Here is a 22,028-nt window from a genome sequence, read left to right on the forward strand (position 1 = left end):
GCCGCAGGCTCTGCGCCGCGGCGCAGGGCGTCATTCCTCCTCCGCCGCGCCGCCCGCCAGCACCGTCTCCCCACCTCTCTTGCCAAGCTCGATGACCCGGCAGGGCGTCGCCTTCCGGATCCGCTCCGCCAGGGGGCGCGAGTGCGTCGTGATCCACAGCTGACTCCGGGACGCCGCGTGCACGAGCAGATCCCCGAGCGGCCCGAGCAGATCCGGATGCAGGCTCGTCTCCGGCTCGTTCAGGGCCAGGAGCAGCGGAGGCCTCGGGCTCAAGAGCGCCGCCAGGAGGCAGAGATACCGCGCCGTGCCGTCCGAGAACTCGCGGGCGTCGAGCGGCCGCGACATCCCGGGCAACCCGAGCTCGACGCGGAACCGCCCTTGCGTCGAGGAGACCTCGAGCGACGCGCCCGGGAACGCGCTGGAGACGGCATCCCGCAAGGCGCCCCTGTCGCCGATATCGAGGATCGTCGCCAGCGCCGCGGCGAGATCGTGGCCATCGGTGCTGAGCACCGGCGTCCGCACCCCGACCTGCTCCACCCGGAGCGGCGCGCCGGCGTCGGTGCGGAAGTGGTGATAGAACCGGAAGTTCATCAGCTTTTGCCGCACCACCGAGAGCAAAGGAAAGCGGTGCGGCTCCACCACCTGCGACAGCACCGACTCCGAGCCCCAGAGCGAGAAGGGAAAGGTCACGCGGTGGCCGTCGACGTCGCGCGCGAAGGCCGAGCCGGCGGCCCGCTCCAGCATCGGCAGGCGGCGGCGCTTGTCGAGCAGCCAGAGGTTCTCTTCCTTGATGTCCGGGTCCAGCTGGAACGGCCCTGCAGGCGGCGGCGTCAGCCCGCACTGAAGCTCGTAGACGAGCTGATCCAGCCGCACCCGCAGCGTCATCCGCACCGGGCCTTTGCTGCGCTGGCCGGCCCAGAGCACAGACGGCATCCCCCCCTCCTCGGCCAGGGTGCGCGCGAAGCTCCCGCTCGCCGCGGCGCCGAGCAGCACCATGGTGCGATAGAGGTTGGTCTTGCCGACGCCGTTCGGTCCGACGATGATATTGACCTGCGCGAGGGGGAGGGTCAGCTCTCGGATCGAGCGATATCCCGCGACGTGGAGCTCCTGGACCGTCATCCCGCCCAGGATAGCCCATCGTGGTCCGGCCGCGCCGAGCTCGCCTCCCTTCGCCTCCCGCGACGCCGGCCCCTGGCGACGGTCCTCGTCCTGCTGCGATCGCGACCCCAGCTCGCCGACGAGGTGGCCCAGCCCGACGCCCATGGCGCTGCGCAGCATCCGGGCCTTGAGGCGCAGCGCCAATCCGTGGGACTCTCCGTGGGTGAGGTCACAGATGCGACGGTCTGGACAGACCTGGCCCGGCGGCTTCGGTTGACCCATCGACGAATCGTTGAGCAGACCGATGCAGGTCGCCGAGTCGTTCGGCTTGGGCAGCTCGCCACCAGCAGTTGAGGGATTCACGTGATCAGCTTGCGGGCCTTGACGTCTGACGATTGGGCTACCTGGCGCGACGTCCGGCTGCGCGCGCTCGCGGACGCTCCCCATGCTTTCGGCTCGACGCTCGAGGAATGGGAAAACGCATCCGACGAGCGCTGGCGCGCGCGCCTGGAGCTGCCCGGTTCCCACAACCTCGTGGCCTACGTCGACGGCGAGCCGGTCGGCATGGCCACAGGCGCGCCTCTCGGAGGCACCTACGAGCTGATCAGCATGTGGGTAGCGCCGGAGGTGCGCGGCCGCGGCGTCGGAGACGCGCTGGTCGAGGAGATCCTGCGGTGGGCACGCGAGCAGGGCGCACGTGAGCTCCGCCTCGACGTGAAGGAGCACAACCTCAGCGCCATCTCGTTGTACGTCCGCCACGGATTCATCGACGTGGGTCCGTCTCGCGAATCGGGCGAGCGAGCCATGATGAAGCGTGTGTGAGGCGATGATCGATCTGGCGGTCGCGTCCAGCGACGGCTACACAAAGCGCGGGTGCACGGAAGGCGTATCACCATCTGCCGGCGAGGCGCGTCAGGCATCTGAAGGCGTCGAAGGAGTCAGGTGCGATGAGAGAACCGGAACGGGTGAGGTTTGAGATTGAAGGTGCCGAAGTGGCGGTCCGCCTGGCAGGCGATCGGGAGAAGTCGGCGCTCCTTCTGATCCACGGTTTTCCAAGCTCCTCGGAGTCGTTTCGGAACGTGATCGGCGCTCTTGCACGGGACTGCTTCGTGATCGCTCCGGACCTCCCGGGGTTCGGAGGCTCCGAGCCGATCGAGCGGCCCTCATTCTCGCGTTTCGCGGACATCATCGACGCATTGCTCGCGCGGCTCGGGGCCGAGTCCTTCCACCTTTACCTCCACGATTTTGGAGCGCCGGTGGGGCTTCATCTCGCCACGCGCGCGCCGCGCAGGATACGCAGCCTCATCGTCCAGAACGCCAATGCCCATGAGAGCGGGATGGGGCCGCAATGGTCGGCGACCAGAGCCTACTGGGACGATCCCACGCCGGAGCGGGAAGCTGAGGCGACCGCGCACCTGACCCTCGAAGGGACGCGCGACCAATATGTGGGCGGCGTGCCCCGGGACATCGCGGAGCGCATCGATGCCCGGCTGTGGGAGGAGGACTGGCGCATCATGTCGCTCCCCGGCCGGCTCGAGACGCAGCGCGCGCTGGTGCTCGACTATCGCAGCCATTTCGCGCGGTTCGGGGAGATCGCCGATTATCTCGATCGCTGGCAGCCCCCGGCGCTGATGGTATGGGGTCGGCACGATGTCTTCTTCGGCCTCGAAGAGACCCTCTCCTGGATGAAGGCGCTCCCGCGCATGGAGGCGCACGTCCTCGACGGTCCGCATTTTCTGCTCGAGACCCATCCGGCCGAATGCGCCGCGTTGATGAGCGCCTTCATCAGGCGCACGGAGGGACCGCGTCAGGAGGGGTCGTACCGTCCATAGCGCGCGCCAGCGCGCAGCTGCCTGCGCGGCTCTGGACAACATCGACGCTCATCGCGGCTGCACCGCTGCGCGGCAGCCGCCCGAGACACGCGCTGTCAGCGCGGCCCTGAGTACCGGCCCGCGTACGCCTCGCAGGCCCGCTCCCACGCGAGCCGCACGGCGGGCTCCTCGGCCATTCGCTTGCGCCAGTGCGCGTCGAGGTTCGCCCGTTGCTCGGCCGTGATCCCGTGACGGCGGAGGATCTCGCTCCCCTGCTCCGGGAACCGGCGGAGATCCACGCAGAGCGCGGCGTATCGCTCGAGCGAGAGCGACGGCACGCCGCTCTCGAGCGGCGCCATCGCCGCGGGCGGGGGCGCGAAGGGCAACGCCGGTCCAGGCGGGCTGGAGGACGCGAGCTCCGTCTCACGGAGGCTCTGGAAATGCCTCATGCCCTTTGGCATCTCGAAGCCGGACGAGACCTCCGGGGACGCGGCCGGGGCCGTGCCCGCCGCGCGCTCGCGCGAGAACGGGAGCGCCGGCCCGCCGGGCTCGCCGCGCAGGGGCGCCGTCGCCGCGAGCGGCTGCGCAGGCGGCTCCGCGCGCGGCCCCTGCGTCGCCTCCGCGTGCTGCTTCGCGCGCTGGAACGCCACCTCCGGCGGCACCGCCAGCGCCGACGCGAACGGCAGCGCCGGCCGCGACGGCCCGGGAGGCCCGAGTTCCGTCTCACGGAGGCTCCGGAAGTGTCTCATGCCCTCTGGCATCTGCGCCGTCTCGACCGCCGCGGGCACTCTCGGCGCCGCAGCGGCCGCCTCGGCGCGCGGCGCCGGCGGCCCGTCCAGCGTTGCCGCCGGCGGAGGTGAATCGCTGCCCGGCGTGGGCAGGGGCGCCCAGAGCGAGGGACGGGGCGCCGGCCTGTCCCCCAGGCCGCTCGCCGGCCTCCCGGACGGCCGCGCCGCCGCGGGCGGCGCGATGCCGGGATCCACCGCGATGTCCGGACAGGGCCCCGGCGGCTCCCCCACGATGGCGAGCACCTGCTCCCGCAAACCGGCGTCCGAGGCGATGCGCTCCGCCCAGCGGAGCTGCAGGCGCGCGATGTCGCTGAAGCGCACGCCACGCGCGTCGAGAAAGGCGAGGTGGTCGCCGGAGGACGACCAGGCGCGCAGGAAACCCAGCCAGGCCCGGAGATCCTCGTCGATCGGCCGCATCCGCCGGGAAAACCGGGCGCGCGCCTCGGCGAGCAACGCGTCGTACCGGCCGAGGAGCGCCTGATCCCCTCCGGCGCTCTCCGCGAGCCGCGCGGCCCACGCGGGCTCCGCGTCGCCCCAGGACGCCGGGGATACGCGCTCGCGGAGGAGCGCGGCGTCCAGCGAAAACCCCTCCGAGAGGGCCGCGTGCACCGCGGCGTAGCACGCAAGGCTCACGCCCCCTTCCGCCTCTCCGTCAACAGCCCTCTCGTCGACAGCCATCGTCGTCCTGCCTCGCGTCACCCGCTGTCGAGATCCACCCGGAGCTCGCGCAGCACCTCGACGCCGCGGCCGATCGGGAACGCATGCCGGCCCGCGATCTCGAACCGACGCTCGGCCGGCTCGAGGACGAGCGTGTCGATCTCCGGGCGGACACTCACCTTTCGCCCGCTGTCGAACCGAGCATGGATGACGACCGGGAGCGCGGGCAGCTCGAAGCGGAAGAGCCCGTCGGGCGACATCCCGAGCACCGCGACCGGGTCCGAGGCCCGCAGCGGCTCGTCCAGGATCAGCGCCGGGTGCGCGACGTTGTGGTGCCTCACGTCGAAGTCGAGCGGCATGAGCGGCATTCGCTCTGCCTTCCAGCGCTCATCGAAGGTGCCCGCGCGCTCGCGCCTCGGCGACCAGTGGGCGGGGATCGGCCCGTATCCCGCGGGCGCCGGGCGAGCGAGCGGCCCGTCGATGGGATGAGCCGGGTGCTCGATCTGCGGCGCGAGGCGATCGATGAGATCGTGAGGGCGCTGCGCGACGCCCGCGCCGCTCGGGTTGCGCGGCTCGATGAGCTTCAGGTCGTCCGTCCGCCCGCCATAGGCCTTCTCATAGACGAGCGGGACTCGCTCGAACGGCGCCGCCGGACCGATGGCGACCTGACCGAGCCACGCATAGTAGACCCGCGGCCCGTGGACCCGCAGCGGCGCAGCGGCCCCGCGGACCTGGATCGCCAGGTCCATCACCGCGACGGGCCGCGGGGAGATCGCCTCGCCCACGGCCACGACATCCGCCCCGTGCTTGCGCGGGCAGAGATCCGACGCGTACCGGAGGCTGCTCCACGGATCCCCCTCGTCGCGCGGGACATCGCTCATCCGGACAGGCCGAGGCTCCACCGGCACAACCTTGCTGCGCTCCACCCCGAACGTGCCCTTGACGATCACGGCGACCACAGGCCGCCCGGAGGCCTCGACCAGCGGACACGCCACGACCGCGAACGGCGTCGCGTTGGCGACAGCCCCGCTCGCCGCCGCCGCGCCGACGGCGGCCGAATCAACTCCCACGTTGCCCAGCCCGGCGCTGAACGAGGCGCGCGCTCGCGCCGAAAACCTGCGGGGAGCGACGAAAACGTGCGATCAAGCGAGGCGAGCAGCCGTGCGGCGAGGCATACGAGCCCACATGACGAGGGACAGGGCGAAGGGCTGTTGCCTGCACGATGAGCGCATGATACCAGGATGGCTTATGCCCCGCAACGGCCGAGAGTAGGAACGTGTTCGAGATCGAGCTCGAGATTGCGAACAAGGTCGTCCAATCGTGCCATGTCCTCCGCGTCACCGGCACGGAGGCGATGAACGAGCTCCCTCGCTGGGAGGTCGAGGTCCTCGCGGCCGAGGCGCTCGATCTCGGCGCCGCAGCCGGATCTCGGGCGCTGCTCTCGCTCCGGGACGAGCTCGAGGGGGCGGCGCGCCGCATCGAGCTGCTCATTTCCGAGATCAGCGATGAGGGGCGCGAGCGCGCCTTTCATCGGTACACGCTCGTGCTCGCGCCGGCGCTCTGGCAGCTCACCTTCCAGGGCGGATACCGCGTCTTCCTCGACAAGGCCGCTCACGAGATCGTCGCCGAGGTGCTGCGCGACGCGGGCGTCCCCGCCGAGCGGCTCGACCTGCGGCTCGCGGGCGATTACGCGCGGAGGCGGCAGTGCGCGCAGTACGGCGAGCGAGCGTGGTCGTTCATCGAGCGGCTCCTCGCGGACGAGGGGATCTCGTACTGGTTCGACACGGCAGGCGACCGCGAGGTCCTCGTCCTCGGGGACACGCCGGAGGCGCACGACGGGATCGCAGCGCCGGTGACCGTCCCCTACCAGGACGCGAGCGGCATGGTCCGGCGGCGCTCGATCGACGAGCTCACGTCGACCGCGGAGGTCGCCCCATCTTCGGTGCTGGTCCGCGACTTCGACGTTCAGAACCCGGACGTCTACATCGAGGGCGCCGCGGGCGGGGGCGCGCTCTCGTATTTCGAGTATCCCGCCTTCATGCCCACCAGCGCCGCGGCGCAGCGCCGGGCAGAGGTGCGCCTCGAGCAGCTCCGGCGCTTCGCCGTGCGCGCGCTCGCGGCGAGCGACTGCACGCGCATGCAGCCGGGGCGCCGGCTCCGCGTCGAGGGGTGCGTGGACGACGAGATGAACCGCGAGTACCTCGTCGTCCGGGTGGAGCACGCCTATCGGCGGCCCGCGCCGCGCGACGCGGCGGCGCCTTACCGCAACCGGCTGCTCCTCGTCCCCGCCGGCGAGACGCCCTTCCGGCCGGCCGTCCCCGCCCGGGCGCCGAGGGTCGAGGGCATCGAGAGCGCGGTGATCACCGGGCCGCCCGGCGAGGAGATCCACGTGGACGCGCTCGGCCGCGTCAAGCTCCGGTTCCTCTGGGATCCGTCGGGGATCGCGGACGATCGGTCGTCGGCCTGGGTGCGGTGCCTGCAATGGCCGCTCGGAGGCGCCATGCTCCTGCCGCGCGTGGGATGGGAGGTGCCGGTCGTCTACCTGGATGGCAATCCGGACGTGCCCTTCGTCCTCGGCCGTCATTACAATGCGACAGCCGTCGTGCCGTATGCGCTGCCCGCGCGCGCGGCGACCACGACCCTCCAGTCCACGACGTCGCCCGGTGGCGGCGGCACGAACGAGATCCGGATGAGCGACGACGCCGGCCGGGAGGAGCTGTTCCTCCACGCCGCGCGGGATCAGAGCGTGTCGGTGGGCGGCGCGGCGAGGACGGAGGTCGGCGCGGATCTCACGCAGGACGTCGGCCTCTCGCTCGCCCACGTCGTCCTCGGCGCGCAGGCGCACGCGGTCGGAGGCTCGCAGTCGGTGAACGTGGGAACGACCTTCGCCACGTCCGCGAGAGGCGCGGTGTCGCTCTCCGTCGGCGGGGCCGAGCTCCTGAGCGCGGGCGGGAATCGCACGGTCGCGGCGAGCGGGGAATACACGGAGGTCGTCGGGGCCGCGTACGCGCTCCAGTGCAACCAGGCGAACATGCAGGTCGACGGCGCGTTCGTCCAGGCGACCGGCGGCTCATCGACGCTCGCGGCGACGCTCGGCGTGACGGAGAGCGTCGCCGGCGCGCGCGTCGAGTCCGTGGGCGGCGCCTATACCGTCGTCGCGGGCGGCAGGTTCGCGGACACCGCGCACGGGGCCAAGCGGATCCAGGCGGGCGGCGCCGCGGTGGAGTCGGCCGGCGGCGCGGCCGCGCTCTCCGCCGCGGTCGGGAGGATCGCGGCGGGGAGCGCGACGCTGCGCGCCGGCGGCGAGCTCGCCATCCGCGGGGCGGACATCACCATCGAGGCGGCCTCGCTGAGCGCCGGGGCGCTCGAGATCCGCGGCGGAGCGCTGCGCGCGACGCGCGGCACGACGAAGGTGGACGGGCTCCTGGTCAAGCACCTCGACGGGACGAAGATCGCGTGAAGGGAGCCGCGGAGATGGCGCTCGCGCAGCTCTTCCACGTGTCGGTCGACGGCCTCGCCGAGGCGGTCCGGGTCACGCGGCTCGTCGGGCGGGAGCGCCTCGATGCCCCGTTCTCCTTCGAGATCACCTGCGCTCTCTCGGATCCATCGAGCGAGACCGATCCGCTCCCGCTCGTCACCGCCGCTGCCCGCCTCACGTGGCAGGGGCCTTCCGGGCGCGAGCGCGCGATCGACGCGGTGGTCGACGCGGTGAAGATCCAGCCTGGCCAGTGGGTGCTCACGCTCGTGCCCCGCGCGGCGGCGTGCATGGACGCCGTGGATCACCGCATCTTCGTGGACCTCGACGCGATCGAGATCGCCCGGGCCTTGCTCGAGGAGCACGGGATCGCGCTCGACGTCCGCGTCGGCCGCGCGCCGCAGAAGCGCGCCCAGCGAATCCAGCAGTTCGAGGGAGATCTCGAGTTCATAACGCGCGTCCTCGCCGAGGAGGGGATCACGTGGTTCCTGGATCCGGCGGGGAACACCTGCATCCTGACCGATCGTATCGCCGCGCACCCCGAGATCGAGGGCGATCCGCTGCCCGTCCGGGAAGAGGCGGGGATGGAAGCGGGCGAGTCGGTGTACCGCGCGCGGCTCGTCGAGCGGGTCGCGCTCGAGGAGGTCGCGTTGCGCGATTACGACTTCGAGAAGCCGATGCTCGATCAGGGCGTGTCGGCGGGCGCGGGCGCGCGGCGGGTGTACGACTACCCCGGAGGCTACCTCGACCCGGCGGCGGGGCAGCGCGTCGCGGCGCAGCGGCTGGAAGAGGCGCGCGCCCGGCGGCGGGTCCTCCACGGCGAGACGAACGCCCGCGGCCTCTTCGCGGGCGCGGTGCTCACGTTGAAGGGTGGCGAGCGGGAGGAGCTCGACGGGCGCTGGCTGCTCGTCGAGGTGATCCACGAGGGGCGCGAGCGCGAGGCCGAGGAGCGGCCCTATGCCGCCAGGTTCACGGCCATCCCCGCCGAGATCCCCTATCGCCCCGAGCGCTCCCGCGCGCCGCGGCTCGGCGGCGTGCAGACGGCGGTCGTCGCCGGGCCGCGCGGCGCCGAGATCCACACGGAAGAGCACGGCCGCGTCCGCGTGAAGCACAGGTGGGACCGGCGGGGGCCCGACGACGGCACGAGCTCGGCGTGGACGCGCGTGAGCCAGCCGGCCACCTCCGGCGCCCTCTTCCTCCCCCGCTCCGGCTGGGAGGTCCTCGTGGGGTTCTCCGGCAAAGACGGCGACGCCCCCGTCGTGCTCGGGCGGCTCTACAACCGCGCGGCCCCGCCGCCCGCCGCGCTGCCGCGGGAGAAGGTCGTGAGCGCGCTCGGGACGCTGACGACGCCGGGCGGCGGCGGCCGGAACCGCCTCGCCACCGACGACACCGCCGGCGACGAGGGGATGATCTTCGAGGCTTCGAGCGACTACAACGAGCGCACCGAGAACGACAAAGTCACCGCCGTGAAGGCCGACGACACCTGGGCGGTCGGCGGCGCTCGCAAGCTCACCGTCGGGCGGGTGTTCGAGCAGCGCGTGGCCGGCGCGCAGACGTACAGCGTCGGCGGGTCGCGCACGGTCGAAGCGGGCGCGCAGATCAGCCTCAGCGCCGCCTCCGAGTCCGTCGCGATCGCCGCCTTGCGCGGCGTCCGGACGGGCGGCGATCACACGACCGCGTGCGCCACGTTCACGCGCATCGTGGGCGGCGGCGAGGCGCAGGCGGCGGTCGAGCACCAGCAGCGGGTCGTGAAGGGCGGGTCCCTCGTCATCAACGGGGGCGGCTGGTCGAGCGCGGCGGCGTCGAGCGCCTCCGTCGACGTCGGCGGCGTATCGACGCTCCAGATCGCCGGCGCGAAGAGCGTCGCGTGCTCCGAGTACACGCTCACGGCCAAGGGCCTCCTCTCGGAGACGTACCCGTCGCGCAAGCTGACCGCGGGCGGCGCGATCACCGAGACGTTCAGCGCCGCGGGCTCCTACGCCGTCGGGGGCGACATGACGGTGGAGGGGTCGGACATCTCGATCGAGAGCTCGGGCACGCTCACCCTCAAAGCGGGCGGCGTGGTCGTGAAGATGAGCCCGGGGAAGATCGAGATCTCCGGGCAGCTCAGGGGCGATGTCGGCAGCGTCGAGAGCGGGACGCAGAAGCACGAATAATGAGGTTCGGCATGGCGAAGAAGAAGAGCTCCTCACTGCCCCGCTCGAGCGCGATCGACCGGGAGCCGGCGCTCGGGCCCGGGATCCATGGCGCGTTCATCGAGCTCGCTCTTTCGGGATCGTACCGGATCCGGACCACCTCGGGTGCGCGCTGCGCCGCCGTCCTCGGCGACGGCGTCGACCCAGCGCTCGCGGACGACTGCCTGCGCACCGGCCGGATGATCATCGTGGCAGACGGCCCGCGCGGCCCGGCCATCATGGGCGCGCTGCAGACCGCGCCGCCCATCGCGCGAGACGCCGATGGCGTCGTGTCCGTGAACGCGAAGGAGCTGCGCATGCGGCTCGATCGCGCGGCCGTGATCGAGGTCGGCGCGGCGTCGATCGCCGCCGACGCGGCCGGCGTGGTGCGGATCGAGGGCGACCGGATGGTGGTCGACATGGGCGCGCTGGTCCGCGTCCTGTCCGCCAAGGTGGAGCTGCCGTGACCCGAGGGCGGCGCGCGTCCGGGGGCCCGTCATGGCCGTAGCCGTCCGGCTCGCGGAGGGCGTCCCCGCGGTGGAGTGCCGCGCCTTCTCGGGCGAGGAGCGCCTCGGCGAGCCCTCGCGCTTCGAGGTCGTCGTCGCCTCGCCCGAGCCGATCGCCGCCGCGGCCGTGCTGGGCGGCCCGTGCTCGGTGACCCTCGACGCGCGACACGGCGCGCGCACGCTCCTCGGCGTCGTCACGCAGTGGACGGCGGTCGCCACCTCGCGACGGGACGCGCCGCGCGAGTACCGCTTCGCGCTCGGCTCGCGGCTCGCCTTGCTGGAGCACCGCCGCCGCTCCCGGATCTTCCGGCGCCTCTCGGTGCCGGCGATCGTGCAGAAGGTGCTGGGGGAAGGGGGATACGGCGCGAGCGCCGTCGTCCTCGCGCTCTCGGAAGAGCACGCGCCGCGCGACCACGTGGTCCAGGTTGACGAGACGGACGCCGCGTTCGTGCGGCGGATGTGCGAGGAAGAGGGCCTGTACTTCCGCTTTCCCTGCCAGGCGGGCGACGCGGACGAGGCCATCGAGATCGCGGATCGCTCGGCCGACGCGCCGCCGGCGCTCCCGGATCCGCTCCCCCTCGTCGACGAGGCCTCGCTGCTGGGCCCCGGACCGGCCCTGACGCGCTACCGCGCCGTCCGCCGCCGCCGCCCCGGCAAGATCACCCTGCGCGGGTACGACCCCGAGCGCCCGGCCGTCTCGCTCGAGGCCTCGCGCAGCGACGGCACGGATCTCGAGCAGCGCAGCGAGGTCTACGAGATCGCCGCGCGCCCCGGCGAGGCGGGCGATCCCGCGCGGGCGCGCCTCCGCCTGGAGAGCCTGCGCGCCGAGGCGCTGCGGTGCTCCTTCGCGTCGACGGCGCTCGCGCTCGCTCCGGGGCTCCTGTTCTCCGTGGAGGTCTCCGCCGGCCACGTCGGCGCGCCCCCGCCCGGCCGCGAGCACCTCGTCGTCGCCGTCAAGCACGGCTGGAGCGCGTCGATGGATGTGCACCGCGTCGAGGTGGAGTCGATCCCGCGCGAGGTCCCTTTCCGGCTCGCGCAGCGCACCGCGCGCCCCCGGATCCACGGCGCCCAGTCCGCCATCGTCACGGGCGCCCCGGGGGCCGAGATCGACCCCGACGATCTCGGCAGGATCTACGTCCGGTTCCACTGGGATCTCGAGGGCCCCGGCGACGCCGCCAGCAGCCTGCCGATCCGCACGCTGCAGCCGAACACGCCGGGCTCGATGATCCTGCCGCGCGTCGGGTGGGAGGTCTTCGCCCTCTTCGAGGACGGCGACCCGGCTCGGCCGTATGTGATCGGGCGATCCTACAACGCCAAGAGCCCGCCGCCCTTTCCGCTGCCGGCCAACAAGACGATGACCGTCCTCGCGACCGACAGCTCGCCCGGCGCCGGAGGCCGCAACCTCATCTCGTTCGACGACGCGGCGGGGCGGGAGCACCTCGCGCTCCAGGCGGCGTTCGGCAAGACGACCACCGCCCGCGCCGGCATGGTCGTGCAGACGGTCAACAACGAGCGCTACAGCGTCGCGGGGAGCCAGTCGCGCGAGGTCGCGGCGGACGAGGCGGTCTCGGTCGAGCAGGCGTATCTCGAGGCGGTGGGTTCCCAGTCCGGGTCGGTCGGGGGCCAGCACGAGGTGACCGCCGCGGGGGATCTCGGCGTGGCGGTGGGGAGCGAGTCGGTGCTGGTCGGCGGCGCCCTGCTCGAGCAGGTGGGCGATCCGGTGAAGGGCGCGCTCCAGCTCGCAGCGGCGGCCGCGCTGCACGGGGTCGGCGCGAAGGGAACGGCGGGGATGATCGCGGCCTCGGCGCTGGGCATCGCGAAGGCCGCGGCGGAGGGCGCCATGCAGCGCGAGGGGGGCGGATGGGAGGGCGCGGCGCAGGCCGGGACGATGGCCGCTGCGGGCGCGCTCCTCGGGCTCCTCCCTGGAGGCGACGCGATCGTGGCCAGCGTCGCTGGGGCCAAGCCGCCGCCTCCGTGGGATCGGGCCGCGCCGGAGCCGGGCGCCGCGCAGGGGGGCGGGGGCGCTGGCGGCGGGAGCAGCGACGCGAGCGCCCCCGCCGGGCCCGGCCCTGGGCACCGCAACGTGGTGGTGAGCGGCAGCGCGCTCGTGGGGATCGGGGGCTCGTCGCTGATCGCGAGCGCGGGCTCGATCGGGTGGAAGACGCTCGGCGCGAGCGCCCACGCGACGGGCGGGAGCCGGACGATCAAGGCGGCCGCCGTGACGCAGACCGCCGCGGGCGCGTCGGTCGAGTCGATCGGCGGCGGCGCGCGGATCGCGGCCTCCGGGGGGATCGGACGCGGCGCCGCCGCCGTCGCGAGCCTGGAGGTCTCGGGCGCGCTCGTCGCCGAGGGCGCCTCCTACGCGATCGAGGCGCCGAAGATCTCGATCCGCGTCGATGGCGCCCTGTCGATGTCGGGCGCGCACGTCACCTTCAGCGTGCCTGGCGCCACGCTGGCGGCGTCTCCGGCGGGGCTCCTGCTCAAGGCGTCGACGATCGAGATCGCAGGGCTCGTGACGCAGTCGGGGAGCCTGTCGCACCGATGAAGCTGGCCGTCGTCGGTCTGGGGCTGGTTTCGCCGGCGGGGATCACGTCCTCGGAGCACGTCTTCTACCTGCGCGCGCGCGTACCGCCGCCCGCGGCGTCTCCGTTCCTGCTCGCCGGCGGCCGCCGGCTGAGCGTCGGCTTCTGTCCGTGGATCGGCGCCCGCGAGCGAGCCGCCGCGCGGATCGCGCGCATCGCGCTCGCCGCGATGGTCGAGGCGACCCGACCTCTCCTTCACCCCGCGCGCGCGCCGGGGCTCGATCGGATCGCGCTCGTCCTGGTCGCGGCGAGCCCGCGGCCCGGGCTGTCCAGGGACGATGTCCGCGAGGTCGAGGCGGCGCTCGCCGCGCGGCTCGGCGTCGTCGATCCGCTGCGATTCCGCGGCGAAGCCGGGTGCTTCGCTGGCCTGCGCGCTGCCGAGGAGCTCCTCGCCGGAGGTCAGGCGCGCGCGGTCGCGATCGTGGCCGCGGACTCGCTGATCTCGATCGAGCGCTTGCGCCACTGGGTCTCCCACCCGCCGAGCCCGTGGGCCGCGGAGGTCCCGCGGCCCTCGGAGGGCGCGGCGGCCCTGGTCGTCACGACCCCGGACGCCGCGCGCCTCGCCCGGCTGCCGCTCCTCGGGACCGTGCACGGCGCCGCGGTGGTCCAGGGGCGCTCGACGGACGCGGACGACGCGATCGTCGACGGCGCCGCGATGACGCAGGCGCTCCGCGACCTGCCGCGCATCGGCCGGGTGGGCGCCGTCTTTGGCCAGCTCCAGGTGGGCTCGCTCCGCCAGACGGAGTGGCTCCTCGCCCTCGCGCGGAGCGGCGAGCGCTTCGAGCCCGAGCACGAAGCGACCTGTCCCGAGGTGGAGGTCGGCGTGGTCGGCGCGGCGGCCGGCGCGTTCAACCTGGCCTACGGGCTGGCGACGCTCCGGCACGGAGCCACCGAGTCTCCCGCCGCGGCCGGCGCGCCGATGCTCGCCTGGGCGATCTCCCCCGATGGAACCCGCGGGGTCGCCATGGCGACGGGAGCAGGCGCATGACACCGGTGCTCAAGGCGGCGCGCGAGCGGCCGCTCGCGCACGCGCTGCCCGGGGTCGAGCCCACGCCTCCGCCCGGAGTCCGCCCGGAGGCAGCGCTCCTGCCCGAGGCGCTCGGCGGCGATGCCCAGCTCGCGGCCGAGGCGGCGGCGATCGCGGAGGCCGGCGCTGGGCTCGCGACGCACGAGGAGCGCGTCGCGCCGGGCTCGCAGGACGACGATCCGCTCGCCAGGTTCGACGCGACGGACGAGCCTCCGGTGCGGCTCGCCGACACCGGCGGCGAGCCCCTGCCGATGGCGCGCTTCCGCGCGGCGATCGTCGACGCGTGTGCCGAGACGATCGCGATGCTGGCCCGCCATCGCTGGCAGCGGCCTGCGGTTCACCGTCCCTCCATCGAGGCGAGGATCCTGGTGCAGACCGAGGCGATCCTCGCCACGGGCGCAGGCTGCGTCGCCGAGGTGGTGCGCTGGTGGATGCGCGCGCTGGAGGGGTCTGATCCCTGGAAGAGCTGGGCGCCGGCCTTCGTGCTGGGCTCGATCGAGGGCCCGGCGCCGCTCGAGGCGCTGGCGCATGGGATCGAGCGGCTCCCGGGCGACGCGCTGTGGGACGCCCTCGCGATCGCCGAGGCGTTCGCCGTGGCGCCTCACCCGGATCTCGCGCAGCTCGGCTCCTCGCTGCTCGCCTCGCGCCACCCGGTCGCCCGCGCTGTCGGCGTCGACGTCTGCTCCCGCCGCGGCGGGCTCTCTCACGACGATCTGGCGCGCTGGCTGCAGCGCGGCGAGGCCCCAGTCGCCTTGGCGGCGATCCGCGCCATCGATCGATGCGAGGCGCGCGAGGCGCGCGAGGTCGTCCCGCCCTCGGTGGTGGCGCTCCTTCGCGCGCGGCTGCGCGACCCGAGCCCTGCCGTGGCGTGGGGCGCGGCCCGGGCGCTCACGATCGCGGGCTACCGCGATCCTTACGAAGAGGTCTGCGCTCGCGACGATCTCGTCGCGGTCCTCGGCGCCCGGGCGCTCGAGCTCTTCGTGCTCGCGGGCCGCGCCGAGGATCTCCGGAGGATGGAGGGCATCCTCTCGCGCGCTCCGATCACGCCGGAGGCGCTCTCGGCCATCGGTCGCTTCGGCCACCCGGGGTCGTGGGCGTTCTTGACGCATCTCCTCGCGGACGAGGATCTCGCGGACGCCGCGGCCAGCGCGCTCGCGACGCTCTTCGGCCCCGCGGTCCCCGCGCCGGATCGGAAGCGGGCCCTCGCCTGGAAGAGCGCCATCGGCGCGGCTCGCCTGGACCCGGCGCTTCGCTATCGCCTCGGCGAGCCGTGGCGGCTGGAGACCGTCGCGGTGGAGCTCTCGAGCGGGCTCCTCGACCGGGGCGAGGCGCAGCGGCGGGCGGACGAGATCGCCGCGCGCGCCGGGCTCGGGCGATCGATCGAGCTGGCGCTGTGGACGCCGGATCCGGAGGACCGGATCGCGGCGCTCACGGCCGCCTGCGCGCAGGGGTCACGGGGGAGTCCGGCAGGAGGGTGGACATGAACGAGGGGAGCGCGCCGCAGCAGGTCGCCGACGAGAGGTGGGCCTGGTCGGTGCTCGTGTGGCTGGGCTTCGCGGCCCCGCGCGCGAGCACGGCCGAGGACCAAGAGCAGGTCGCCGGGTACGACGAGGCGCTCGCCAGCTGGATCCGGGGGTATCCCGGCCGCCTGGAGCGGTACATCCGGTCGCTCGCCGAGGGGCTGGAGCGGGCGGCGGGGAGCGGGGCGACCTTCCCCGCGGAGACGGCCGCGGTGCTCGATCTCAAGGAGGAGCACATCCCGCGGACGTTCAAGGCGATCCGGCCGGACGCGCTCTTCAAGCTCGGCTCCGTGTACCACTGGCGGTACTGCCCGCACAGGCACCCTTGGCTCCCGGTCATGCTGGGACGCCGGCTGTGCAACGAGATCGCCTCGACGACCGGGGAGCTCCCGCCCGACCTGGAGCTCACGCCCGAGATTCGGGACTGGATGATCACGCTCCTTCAACGCCAGAGGAGGTCGAGCGCCGTCCACGGAGCTCCGGATATCCTCCCGCTCGATCTGGGCGGGATGACACCGGAGGGCATCGAGGCGGCGCTCGCGGCCTACTTCGAGGCCCCTGTCGAGGCGCTCGTCGACAAGCTGCGGCCGGACCGGTACTCCGCCAGCGGGTTCCTGAGCGCGGACGACCGGCTCGGGCAAGTCATCTGGGAGGACGCGAGAAAGCTGCGCGAGCTCGGCGTGAGCCGGCACGCGCTGGCCGATCGGGTCGACGAGGCGATTCGACAGTGCCGCCAGGCGGACCGGCGCGCGCACGACGAGCTCGAGGAGTGGAGCCGGGCCTATCTCCGGGGCAAGAGCATCGAGGAGGCCGAAGCCGCACAGCGAACGGACGAGTACAGGGCAGAGCACAGACGGCGCGTGTCCATGCCCAGGCTGGTCATGCTGGATGACCCCGCGACCCGGCTGGAGGTACAGCTGAAAGGGTATCTCGGCGAGCAGGAGGATCCGTTCCGCTCGATTCCAGCGGCCGGGGTCAACGAGGATGTCATCCTTCGCAACCCCGACCTCGAGGAGGAGCCTGCGATCACGGTGAGTTTGCTCACGCTCCACCTGATCCGCAGGGTGTGCTTCTTCGAGGGCAACGTTCGCTACCGGGTCGAGCCCGAGCGGCTCGCTCGCGTCCTCGGGATGATCCGCTGAAAGAGGGAAGCGAGCCATGTCGACGACCAGCGACAACAAGGAGATCGCGACGACGGGCAGCGGCCACGTGATGCCGGGGCCCACGCCGGCGGTGAGCCATGGCCCTGCGCTCACGCCCGCGGGCGCCCCCGTCCCGACGCCTTACGTTTACATGGCGCGCTCGGCGACGGCCGAGAATACGCAGTCCTGCACCGTGATCAGCGACAAGCCGGTGCTCACGCTCCGCAGCCATATGAAGATCGATGAGCCCGGCAACATGCCGAGCAAGTCGACGGGCGGCGACGTGGTCACGTTCGCCACCTGCGGCCGGGCGACCATGTTCACGGCATCGACGAGCTTCTACGCCGGCGATGCGCACGTATGTCGCACGCTCGACAAGGGTTACATGAACACGGCGACGGCGGATGGAAAGGTCGCCCAGTGCGTCGGCACCTTGTTCCATGGCATCGACGTGAGCGCATCGGGGGCGAATCCGGAGCAGTTCAGCGCCAAGGGCTGCTACGTCATCGACCCGGTCTCGGTCGCCTCGGGCGAGGTGTGCGACGAGGACGTGGATGCCGTCCTGGAGGGGCGGATCCGGGTGGTGTGGCGGAGGCTCTACGCTTCCGGCAGGAACCGGGAGAGGACCCCGCTCGGCCGGGGCGGGTGGACGCACAGCTTTCACCAGTGGATCGACCTGGCCGACGACCATCTGCTCCTGCGCGACGCGAGCGGGCGGGACGTCCGCCTGCCTCCCGTGCCCGAGGAGGGCTCGTCGCTCCACCGCGGGAAGCGGCTCACCGTCACGAGAAAGGCAAGGACGATCGAGGTCTTCGAGATTGGTGCTCGGCTGACGCGCGTCTTCCGGTCCGACGGGGATTCCGGGAGGGCGAGGCTCCAGGCGCTGCGCGATCCCTCTGGCAACCTGGTGGAGCTGGTTTACGAGGGCGATCGGCTCGTGAAGATCGTGGGCACCTCGGGCCGGGAGCTCCGCCTCTCGCACGACGGCGAGGGCAGGGTCGTCCGGCTCGAGGTCTGGGCCGCCGGGGCGCCGCGGCGGACCGTGAGCTACGCCTACTCGGAGCACGGCGACCTCGCGCGCTACACGGACGCGCTGGGGCACGTCACCCGCTACGACTACGACGGTCACCACCGGCTGATCGCCAAGACGCTCCCGACCGGGCTCGGCTTTCATTACGAGTACGACGCGTCGGGCCGGTGCGTCCGCGGCCACGGCGACGGCGGCATCCACGCCGCCGATCTCGCCTATGACACGAGCAAAGGCGAGACGACGGTGACCGGCAACCCCGCGCCTCGGGTGTTCCAGTGGGACGCGCGGGGGGCGGTGACCTTGCAGCGGACCAGCGATGGCGCCGTGGTCCAGAAGACCGAATATGACGACGACCTCCTGATCGTGGCCGAGGAGAACGCCGCGGGCGAGCGCCATCAGTACGAGTACGACGAGCGCGGCAACCTGATCGCCCACACCGACGCCGGGGGCCGGATCACCCGGCGCGAGCTCCGCGACGACCGCATGGTGAAGCGCGTCCTGCCGGACGGCCGCGCCACCGAATTTGCCTACGACGACCGGGGAGCGCTCATCGAGGTCAAGTATCCCTCGGGGCTCACCCTCTCGCTCGATTACGACAGCCGCGGCCGGATCTCGGCGCTCCGCGATCCCGACGGGCTGCACGTCTCCTTCGAGTACGACGAGCAGGACAACATCGTTGTCGAGTCCGGCGCGAGCGGGGATCGGACGCGGTACACGTACGACGCGCTCGGGAGCCTCACGTCGATCACCGACGCGCTCGGGCGGACGACGCGCTTCACCCACGACGCCGAGGGGCGCGTGACGGCCATCCAGCGGCCCGACGGCTCGACGGTGCGCCGGGAGTACGACCCGCTGGGGCGTTTGATCCGCGAGACCGATCCTGCCGGCGCGGTCTTCACCGGCGAGCACGGCGGGACGCACTCCCTGCGGAGGACGGTCGGCCCCGACGGGCAGGTCTGGGAGGCCGAGTACGACACGATGGAGCGGGTCCGCGCGATCCGCAATCCCCGGCGCGAGGTCTGGGAGTACCGCTACGATCGCGCCGGGCGCGTCATCGAGCAGAGGACGTTCGACGGGCGCATCCTGCGCTACCGCTGGTCGAGGTCCGATCACCTCGCGCGGATCGAGCACATGGACGGCACGTACCGCGCGTTCGAGACCGACGCGCACGGCGCGCTCCGGATCGAGCGCTCGCCGCACGGCGCGCTGTCGTTCGCGTCCTCCGGCAGCAAGCTCGTCGGCACCGTCGACGAGGCGACGGGGAAGACCGTGGTCGAGTCCGAGTTCGACGCGCTGGGCAGGCTCGTCGCCGAGACCCAGGACGGGCTCACGATCCATTACGGGTACGACGAGCGGAACCGGCGCGCCGTGCGCGTGCTGCCCACCGGAGAGACGACGCGGTACCGCTACGACGGCGCGGGGGCGCTGATCGCGGTGGAGCACGAAGGCCGGGTCGTCAGCATCGTGCGCGACGTGATCGGCAACGAGGTGCGCCGGCATCTCCACACGAGCGGGGTCGACGTCCTGACGTCGACCGACGTGATGGACCGGATCGCGCGGCAGCGGGTGCTCGCGCCCGAGGGGGCGCCCGGGGCGCCGCGGACCACGCTCCTCGATCGCGCCTTCCGCTACGACGTGCGCGGCTATCTCGCGGCGGTCGACGATTCCCTGCGCGGGACGACGCGGTACGAGCATGACGTCTCCGGCCGGCTGGTCGAGGCGAGGCGGGGCGGGCAGCGGGAGATCATCGATTACGACGCCGCCGGCTCGGTGGTGGGGGTGCGCGGCGATCCCGAGCAGGGGGTCCCCTGGGCCATGAGGCCTGGCAACGTCCTGATCCGCGCCGGCGACGTGGAGTACGAGCACGATGAGGGCCGGCGGCGGGTGCGGCAGCGCCAGGGAGGGGCGGTGACCGAGCTGCTCTGGGACTGCCGCGATCGGCTCCGCGAGGTCCGGCTCCCGGGCGGGGCGAGGGTGCTTTACACCTACGATGCTTACGGGCGACGGGTGCGCAAGGAGATCTTCCCGCCGCCTCCGGCCTCACCCATGGATCCGCCCGCCGCGCCGCGCGTGGTGCGCTATCTCTGGGACGGGCTCGCGCTGGCCGCCGAGGTCGACTCGCAGCGGGGAACGCGGGTATTCGTGCACATGCCTGGAACGCTCGCGCCCCTGCTGCATCAGGAGCAGGGCGAGGTGTTCGCGTACATCAACGATCACCTGGGCGCGCCGCGGGAGCTCGTCGACGAGCGGGGCGAGATCGCCTGGGCGGGCGTGAGCTCGGCCTGGGGCGCGGCGGTCGCCCGCGTCACGCCCCCCGGGCGGGCGCGCTCGCCGGAGACGCCCTTTCGGCTCCTCGGCCATTACCATGATGAGGAGACGGGGTTCTCTCATACCCTGCATCGTTACTTCGACCCCACCACGGCGCGCTGGCTCAGCCCGGATCCCCTCGGCCTGCCTGGCGGCGCGAACCCCGCCGCCTTCAATGGAAGCCCCGTCGTCCACGTCGACGCGCTGGGGCTCCAGTGCGTGCTCGGCAACCCCGCGTGGGACATTGCCCTCCGATGGGCCATGAGGGAGAGGGTTCCAGAACCGGGTTATTACGACGTCATCGTCCACGGCTCCCGCCGTCATGTCGCGTCGAAATCGGTCCCCGTGGACTTCTTTGATGAGCTGGCCGGCGACAAGATCATCCTGAACGCCGAGCGATTGGCCGCGCTGATCAAGCGGCTCCCGGACTACAAGAAGGAGCACAAGATCCGGCTCATCTCCTGCTCGACCGGAGCAGCCGACGACGGCGTGGCCGCGGACCTCGCGAAGCTGCTGAACACCGAGGTGCAGGCGCCCCGCCGCGACATCGGTCCGGAGGAGGTCAATGACGGATCGTGGCTCTTCCGGACGTTCGATCCCACCGGTCCCCGCGATCCCTGGCCTCCCAAGCCAGCCATGGTCGTGGCTCCTCCGGCCACGGTGACGCCGGGGGCGGCGGAAGGGGGATCGCCGGTGGTGACGCCGCCTGGAGCCGTGCCCCAACCATCGGCGATGGTCACGCCCGCCTCCGTCAAGGGCGTGCCCGTCACGCCCCCGGGAACCGTCCCCCAGCGGCCAGCGATGGTCACGCCCGCCTCCGTCGAGGGCGTGCCCGTCACGCCCCCGGGAACCGTCCCCCAGCGGCCAGCGATGGTCACGCCCGCCTCCGTCGAGGGCGTGCCCGTCACGCCCCCGGGAACCGTCCCCCAGCGGCCAGCGATGGTCACGTCGCCTCCGGCCGGCTGGCCTGAAGTGCCGCCGATGCGTTGATCCGCCCCCCTGCCCCCGCTTCGCTTTCCTGAACCGTCGTCGTGCTCTACGGGGGAGCCGCACGTGGAGCTTCGCGGGGAGAAGACGAGTATCTCTCGCTCGGCCCCTCGGATACCCGATCTCCTTCGTGCGGCACGAGTGCCCGAGGGCCTCGCTACTCGCGCCGCGGCGGGGCCGGCCGTCGCCGCGTCGCCGCCTCGGTGGCGAACGGCCGGTCGCCGAGGCGCAGCGCGCTCCGCTGCTCGGGCGCGAGCCGCTTCACCGCCGCCCGGAAGTCCTCCCGGGCCAGCCGGAGGCGGTTCTGGGCCGTGTTCTCGTTGATCTGGAGCTCCCGGGCGATCTCCACGACCGGGATGTCGAGCATGTCGTGCATCACCAGCATGACGCGCCGCTGCGGGACGAGGCTCGCGAGCAGCAGGTCGATCACCTCGGCCCGCTCCGTCGCTTCCATCCGCTGCTCCTCCAGGCGGGGGCGCTGGTCGACGCCGCCGAGGATCGCGCTGCTCTGCAGGCCCGACGGGATCTCGCGGCGCCGGAACGCCCGCTGCCGGTAGTGGGTCAGCTGCCGCCACGCGATCCCGTAGAGCCACCGGTACACCGAGTCCCACGCCCGCCGCGCCCGCAGCTTGCTCAGGTAGGGGAGGACCGCGCTGAACGGCACCGGCTCGCCGCCGGGGACCTCGTCCTCGTCGCTCAACCCCAGGGCGGCGCGCAGCAGACGGCTCGCGTCGAAGGTCCCGAGACGGCGGTAGGCACCCATGAGGATGTCGTGCATGACGTCCTCGAGATCGTCGGCGTCCACGCCATAGCTGCGGAGGGTCCTGCGAAGGAAGGGAGCCCCCACCTCGTACACCACAGCGAAGCTGTGTTGTTTGGCGCGGAGGGCATCATCGGGTTGAGATTCCACATATAAGTTTTACG

At 72.7% G+C, this 22,028-nt stretch carries 14 protein-coding genes; 10 read left to right on the top strand and 4 right to left on the bottom strand.

Going from position 1 to position 22,028, the window contains the following annotated elements:
• Positions 1 to 30: 30 nt before the first annotated feature.
• Complete coding sequence (locus WMF33_RS44625) at positions 31 to 1,119, bottom strand: AAA family ATPase (protein WP_437339576.1); 1,089 nt, start codon at positions 1,117 to 1,119, stop codon at positions 31 to 33.
• Between the two features lie 342 nt (positions 1,120 to 1,461).
• On the opposite strand from WMF33_RS44625, the gene WMF33_RS44630 reads away from it, so the two are divergent.
• Together WMF33_RS44630 and WMF33_RS44635 are read left to right on the top strand one after the other, a co-directional pair.
• A complete protein-coding gene (locus WMF33_RS44630; RefSeq protein WP_437334283.1) occupies positions 1,462 to 1,920 on the top strand; it encodes an N-acetyltransferase family protein in 459 nt (152 codons plus the stop codon).
• Positions 1,921 to 2,045: 125 nt separating this feature from the next.
• Positions 2,046 to 2,930, top strand: coding sequence for an alpha/beta fold hydrolase (locus tag WMF33_RS44635; RefSeq protein WP_437334284.1), 885 nt, complete (start codon positions 2,046 to 2,048; stop codon positions 2,928 to 2,930).
• Between the two features lie 95 nt (positions 2,931 to 3,025).
• Here the strand turns inward: WMF33_RS44635 and WMF33_RS44640 are convergent, their stop codons facing one another.
• Both WMF33_RS44640 and WMF33_RS44645 read right to left on the bottom strand, forming a co-directional pair.
• A complete protein-coding gene (locus WMF33_RS44640) occupies positions 3,026 to 4,330 on the bottom strand; it encodes a hypothetical protein (RefSeq protein WP_437334285.1) in 1,305 nt (434 codons plus the stop codon).
• 62 nt (positions 4,331 to 4,392) lie between these two features.
• The gene (locus tag WMF33_RS44645) at positions 4,393 to 5,424 is read right to left on the bottom strand and encodes a DUF2169 family type VI secretion system accessory protein (RefSeq protein ID WP_437334286.1); all 1,032 of its coding nucleotides are present in this window, start codon (positions 5,422 to 5,424) and stop codon (positions 4,393 to 4,395) included.
• A 206-nt stretch (positions 5,425 to 5,630) separates the two neighbouring features.
• Between WMF33_RS44645 and WMF33_RS44650 the strand changes: the two genes are divergently transcribed.
• From WMF33_RS44650 to WMF33_RS44685, 8 genes are read left to right on the top strand one after another with little or no spacing between them, the layout of a single operon-like run.
• Positions 5,631 to 7,814 carry a type VI secretion system Vgr family protein gene (locus tag WMF33_RS44650; RefSeq protein WP_437334287.1) on the top strand — a complete coding sequence of 728 codons (2,184 nt, stop codon included), beginning with the start codon at positions 5,631 to 5,633 and terminating at the stop codon, positions 7,812 to 7,814.
• Entirely contained in the window at positions 7,811 to 9,985 is a 2,175-nt protein-coding gene (locus tag WMF33_RS44655; RefSeq protein WP_437334288.1) for a type VI secretion system Vgr family protein, read from the top strand. Before WMF33_RS44650 ends, WMF33_RS44655 begins: the two co-directional genes overlap by 4 nt.
• A gap of 11 nt (positions 9,986 to 9,996) precedes the next feature.
• A complete protein-coding gene (locus tag WMF33_RS44660) occupies positions 9,997 to 10,470 on the top strand; it encodes a hypothetical protein (RefSeq protein WP_063823794.1) in 474 nt (157 codons plus the stop codon).
• A gap of 31 nt (positions 10,471 to 10,501) precedes the next feature.
• Positions 10,502 to 13,054 carry a type VI secretion system Vgr family protein gene (locus WMF33_RS44665; protein ID WP_437334289.1) on the top strand — a complete coding sequence of 851 codons (2,553 nt, stop codon included), beginning with the start codon at positions 10,502 to 10,504 and terminating at the stop codon, positions 13,052 to 13,054.
• Entirely contained in the window at positions 13,051 to 14,079 is a 1,029-nt protein-coding gene (locus WMF33_RS44670) for a hypothetical protein (protein ID WP_437334290.1), read from the top strand. The genes WMF33_RS44665 and WMF33_RS44670 overlap by 4 nt, the downstream gene beginning before the upstream one ends.
• On the top strand, positions 14,076 to 15,602 hold the full coding sequence (locus WMF33_RS44675; protein ID WP_437334291.1) for a hypothetical protein: 1,527 nt from the start codon (positions 14,076 to 14,078) through the stop codon (positions 15,600 to 15,602). The genes WMF33_RS44670 and WMF33_RS44675 overlap by 4 nt, the downstream gene beginning before the upstream one ends.
• Complete coding sequence (locus WMF33_RS44680) at positions 15,599 to 16,780, top strand: hypothetical protein (RefSeq protein WP_437334292.1); 1,182 nt, start codon at positions 15,599 to 15,601, stop codon at positions 16,778 to 16,780. The genes WMF33_RS44675 and WMF33_RS44680 overlap by 4 nt, the downstream gene beginning before the upstream one ends.
• 16 nt (positions 16,781 to 16,796) lie before the next feature.
• Positions 16,797 to 21,107, top strand: a complete 4,311-nt coding sequence (locus WMF33_RS44685) for a DUF6531 domain-containing protein (RefSeq protein WP_437334293.1) — start codon at positions 16,797 to 16,799, stop codon at positions 21,105 to 21,107.
• A 154-nt stretch (positions 21,108 to 21,261) separates the two neighbouring features.
• On the opposite strand, the gene WMF33_RS44690 is transcribed toward WMF33_RS44685, so the two are convergent.
• The gene (locus WMF33_RS44690) at positions 21,262 to 21,951 is read right to left on the bottom strand and encodes an RNA polymerase sigma factor (RefSeq protein ID WP_437334294.1); all 690 of its coding nucleotides are present in this window, start codon (positions 21,949 to 21,951) and stop codon (positions 21,262 to 21,264) included.
• Positions 21,952 to 22,028: the final 77 nt, after the last annotated feature.

Origin of the sequence: Sorangium sp. So ce394, from assembly GCF_051474665.1 — a bacterium.
Lineage (GTDB): Bacteria > Myxococcota_A > Polyangia > Polyangiales > Polyangiaceae > Sorangium > Sorangium cellulosum_D.

Coding starts and splice junctions, on each gene's coding strand:
- WMF33_RS44665 (WP_437334289.1), top strand. CDS start 10,502: ATGGCCGTAGCCGTCCGGCTCGCGGAGGGCGTCCCCGCGGTGGAGTGC.
- WMF33_RS44660 (WP_063823794.1), top strand. CDS start 9,997: ATGGCGAAGAAGAAGAGCTCCTCACTGCCCCGCTCGAGCGCGATCGAC.
- WMF33_RS44670 (WP_437334290.1), top strand. CDS start 13,051: ATGAAGCTGGCCGTCGTCGGTCTGGGGCTGGTTTCGCCGGCGGGGATC.
- WMF33_RS44675 (WP_437334291.1), top strand. CDS start 14,076: ATGACACCGGTGCTCAAGGCGGCGCGCGAGCGGCCGCTCGCGCACGCG.
- WMF33_RS44685 (WP_437334293.1), top strand. CDS start 16,797: ATGTCGACGACCAGCGACAACAAGGAGATCGCGACGACGGGCAGCGGC.
- WMF33_RS44625 (WP_437339576.1), bottom strand. CDS start 1,119: ATGACGGTCCAGGAGCTCCACGTCGCGGGATATCGCTCGATCCGAGAG.
- WMF33_RS44635 (WP_437334284.1), top strand. CDS start 2,046: ATGAGAGAACCGGAACGGGTGAGGTTTGAGATTGAAGGTGCCGAAGTG.
- WMF33_RS44680 (WP_437334292.1), top strand. CDS start 15,599: ATGAACGAGGGGAGCGCGCCGCAGCAGGTCGCCGACGAGAGGTGGGCC.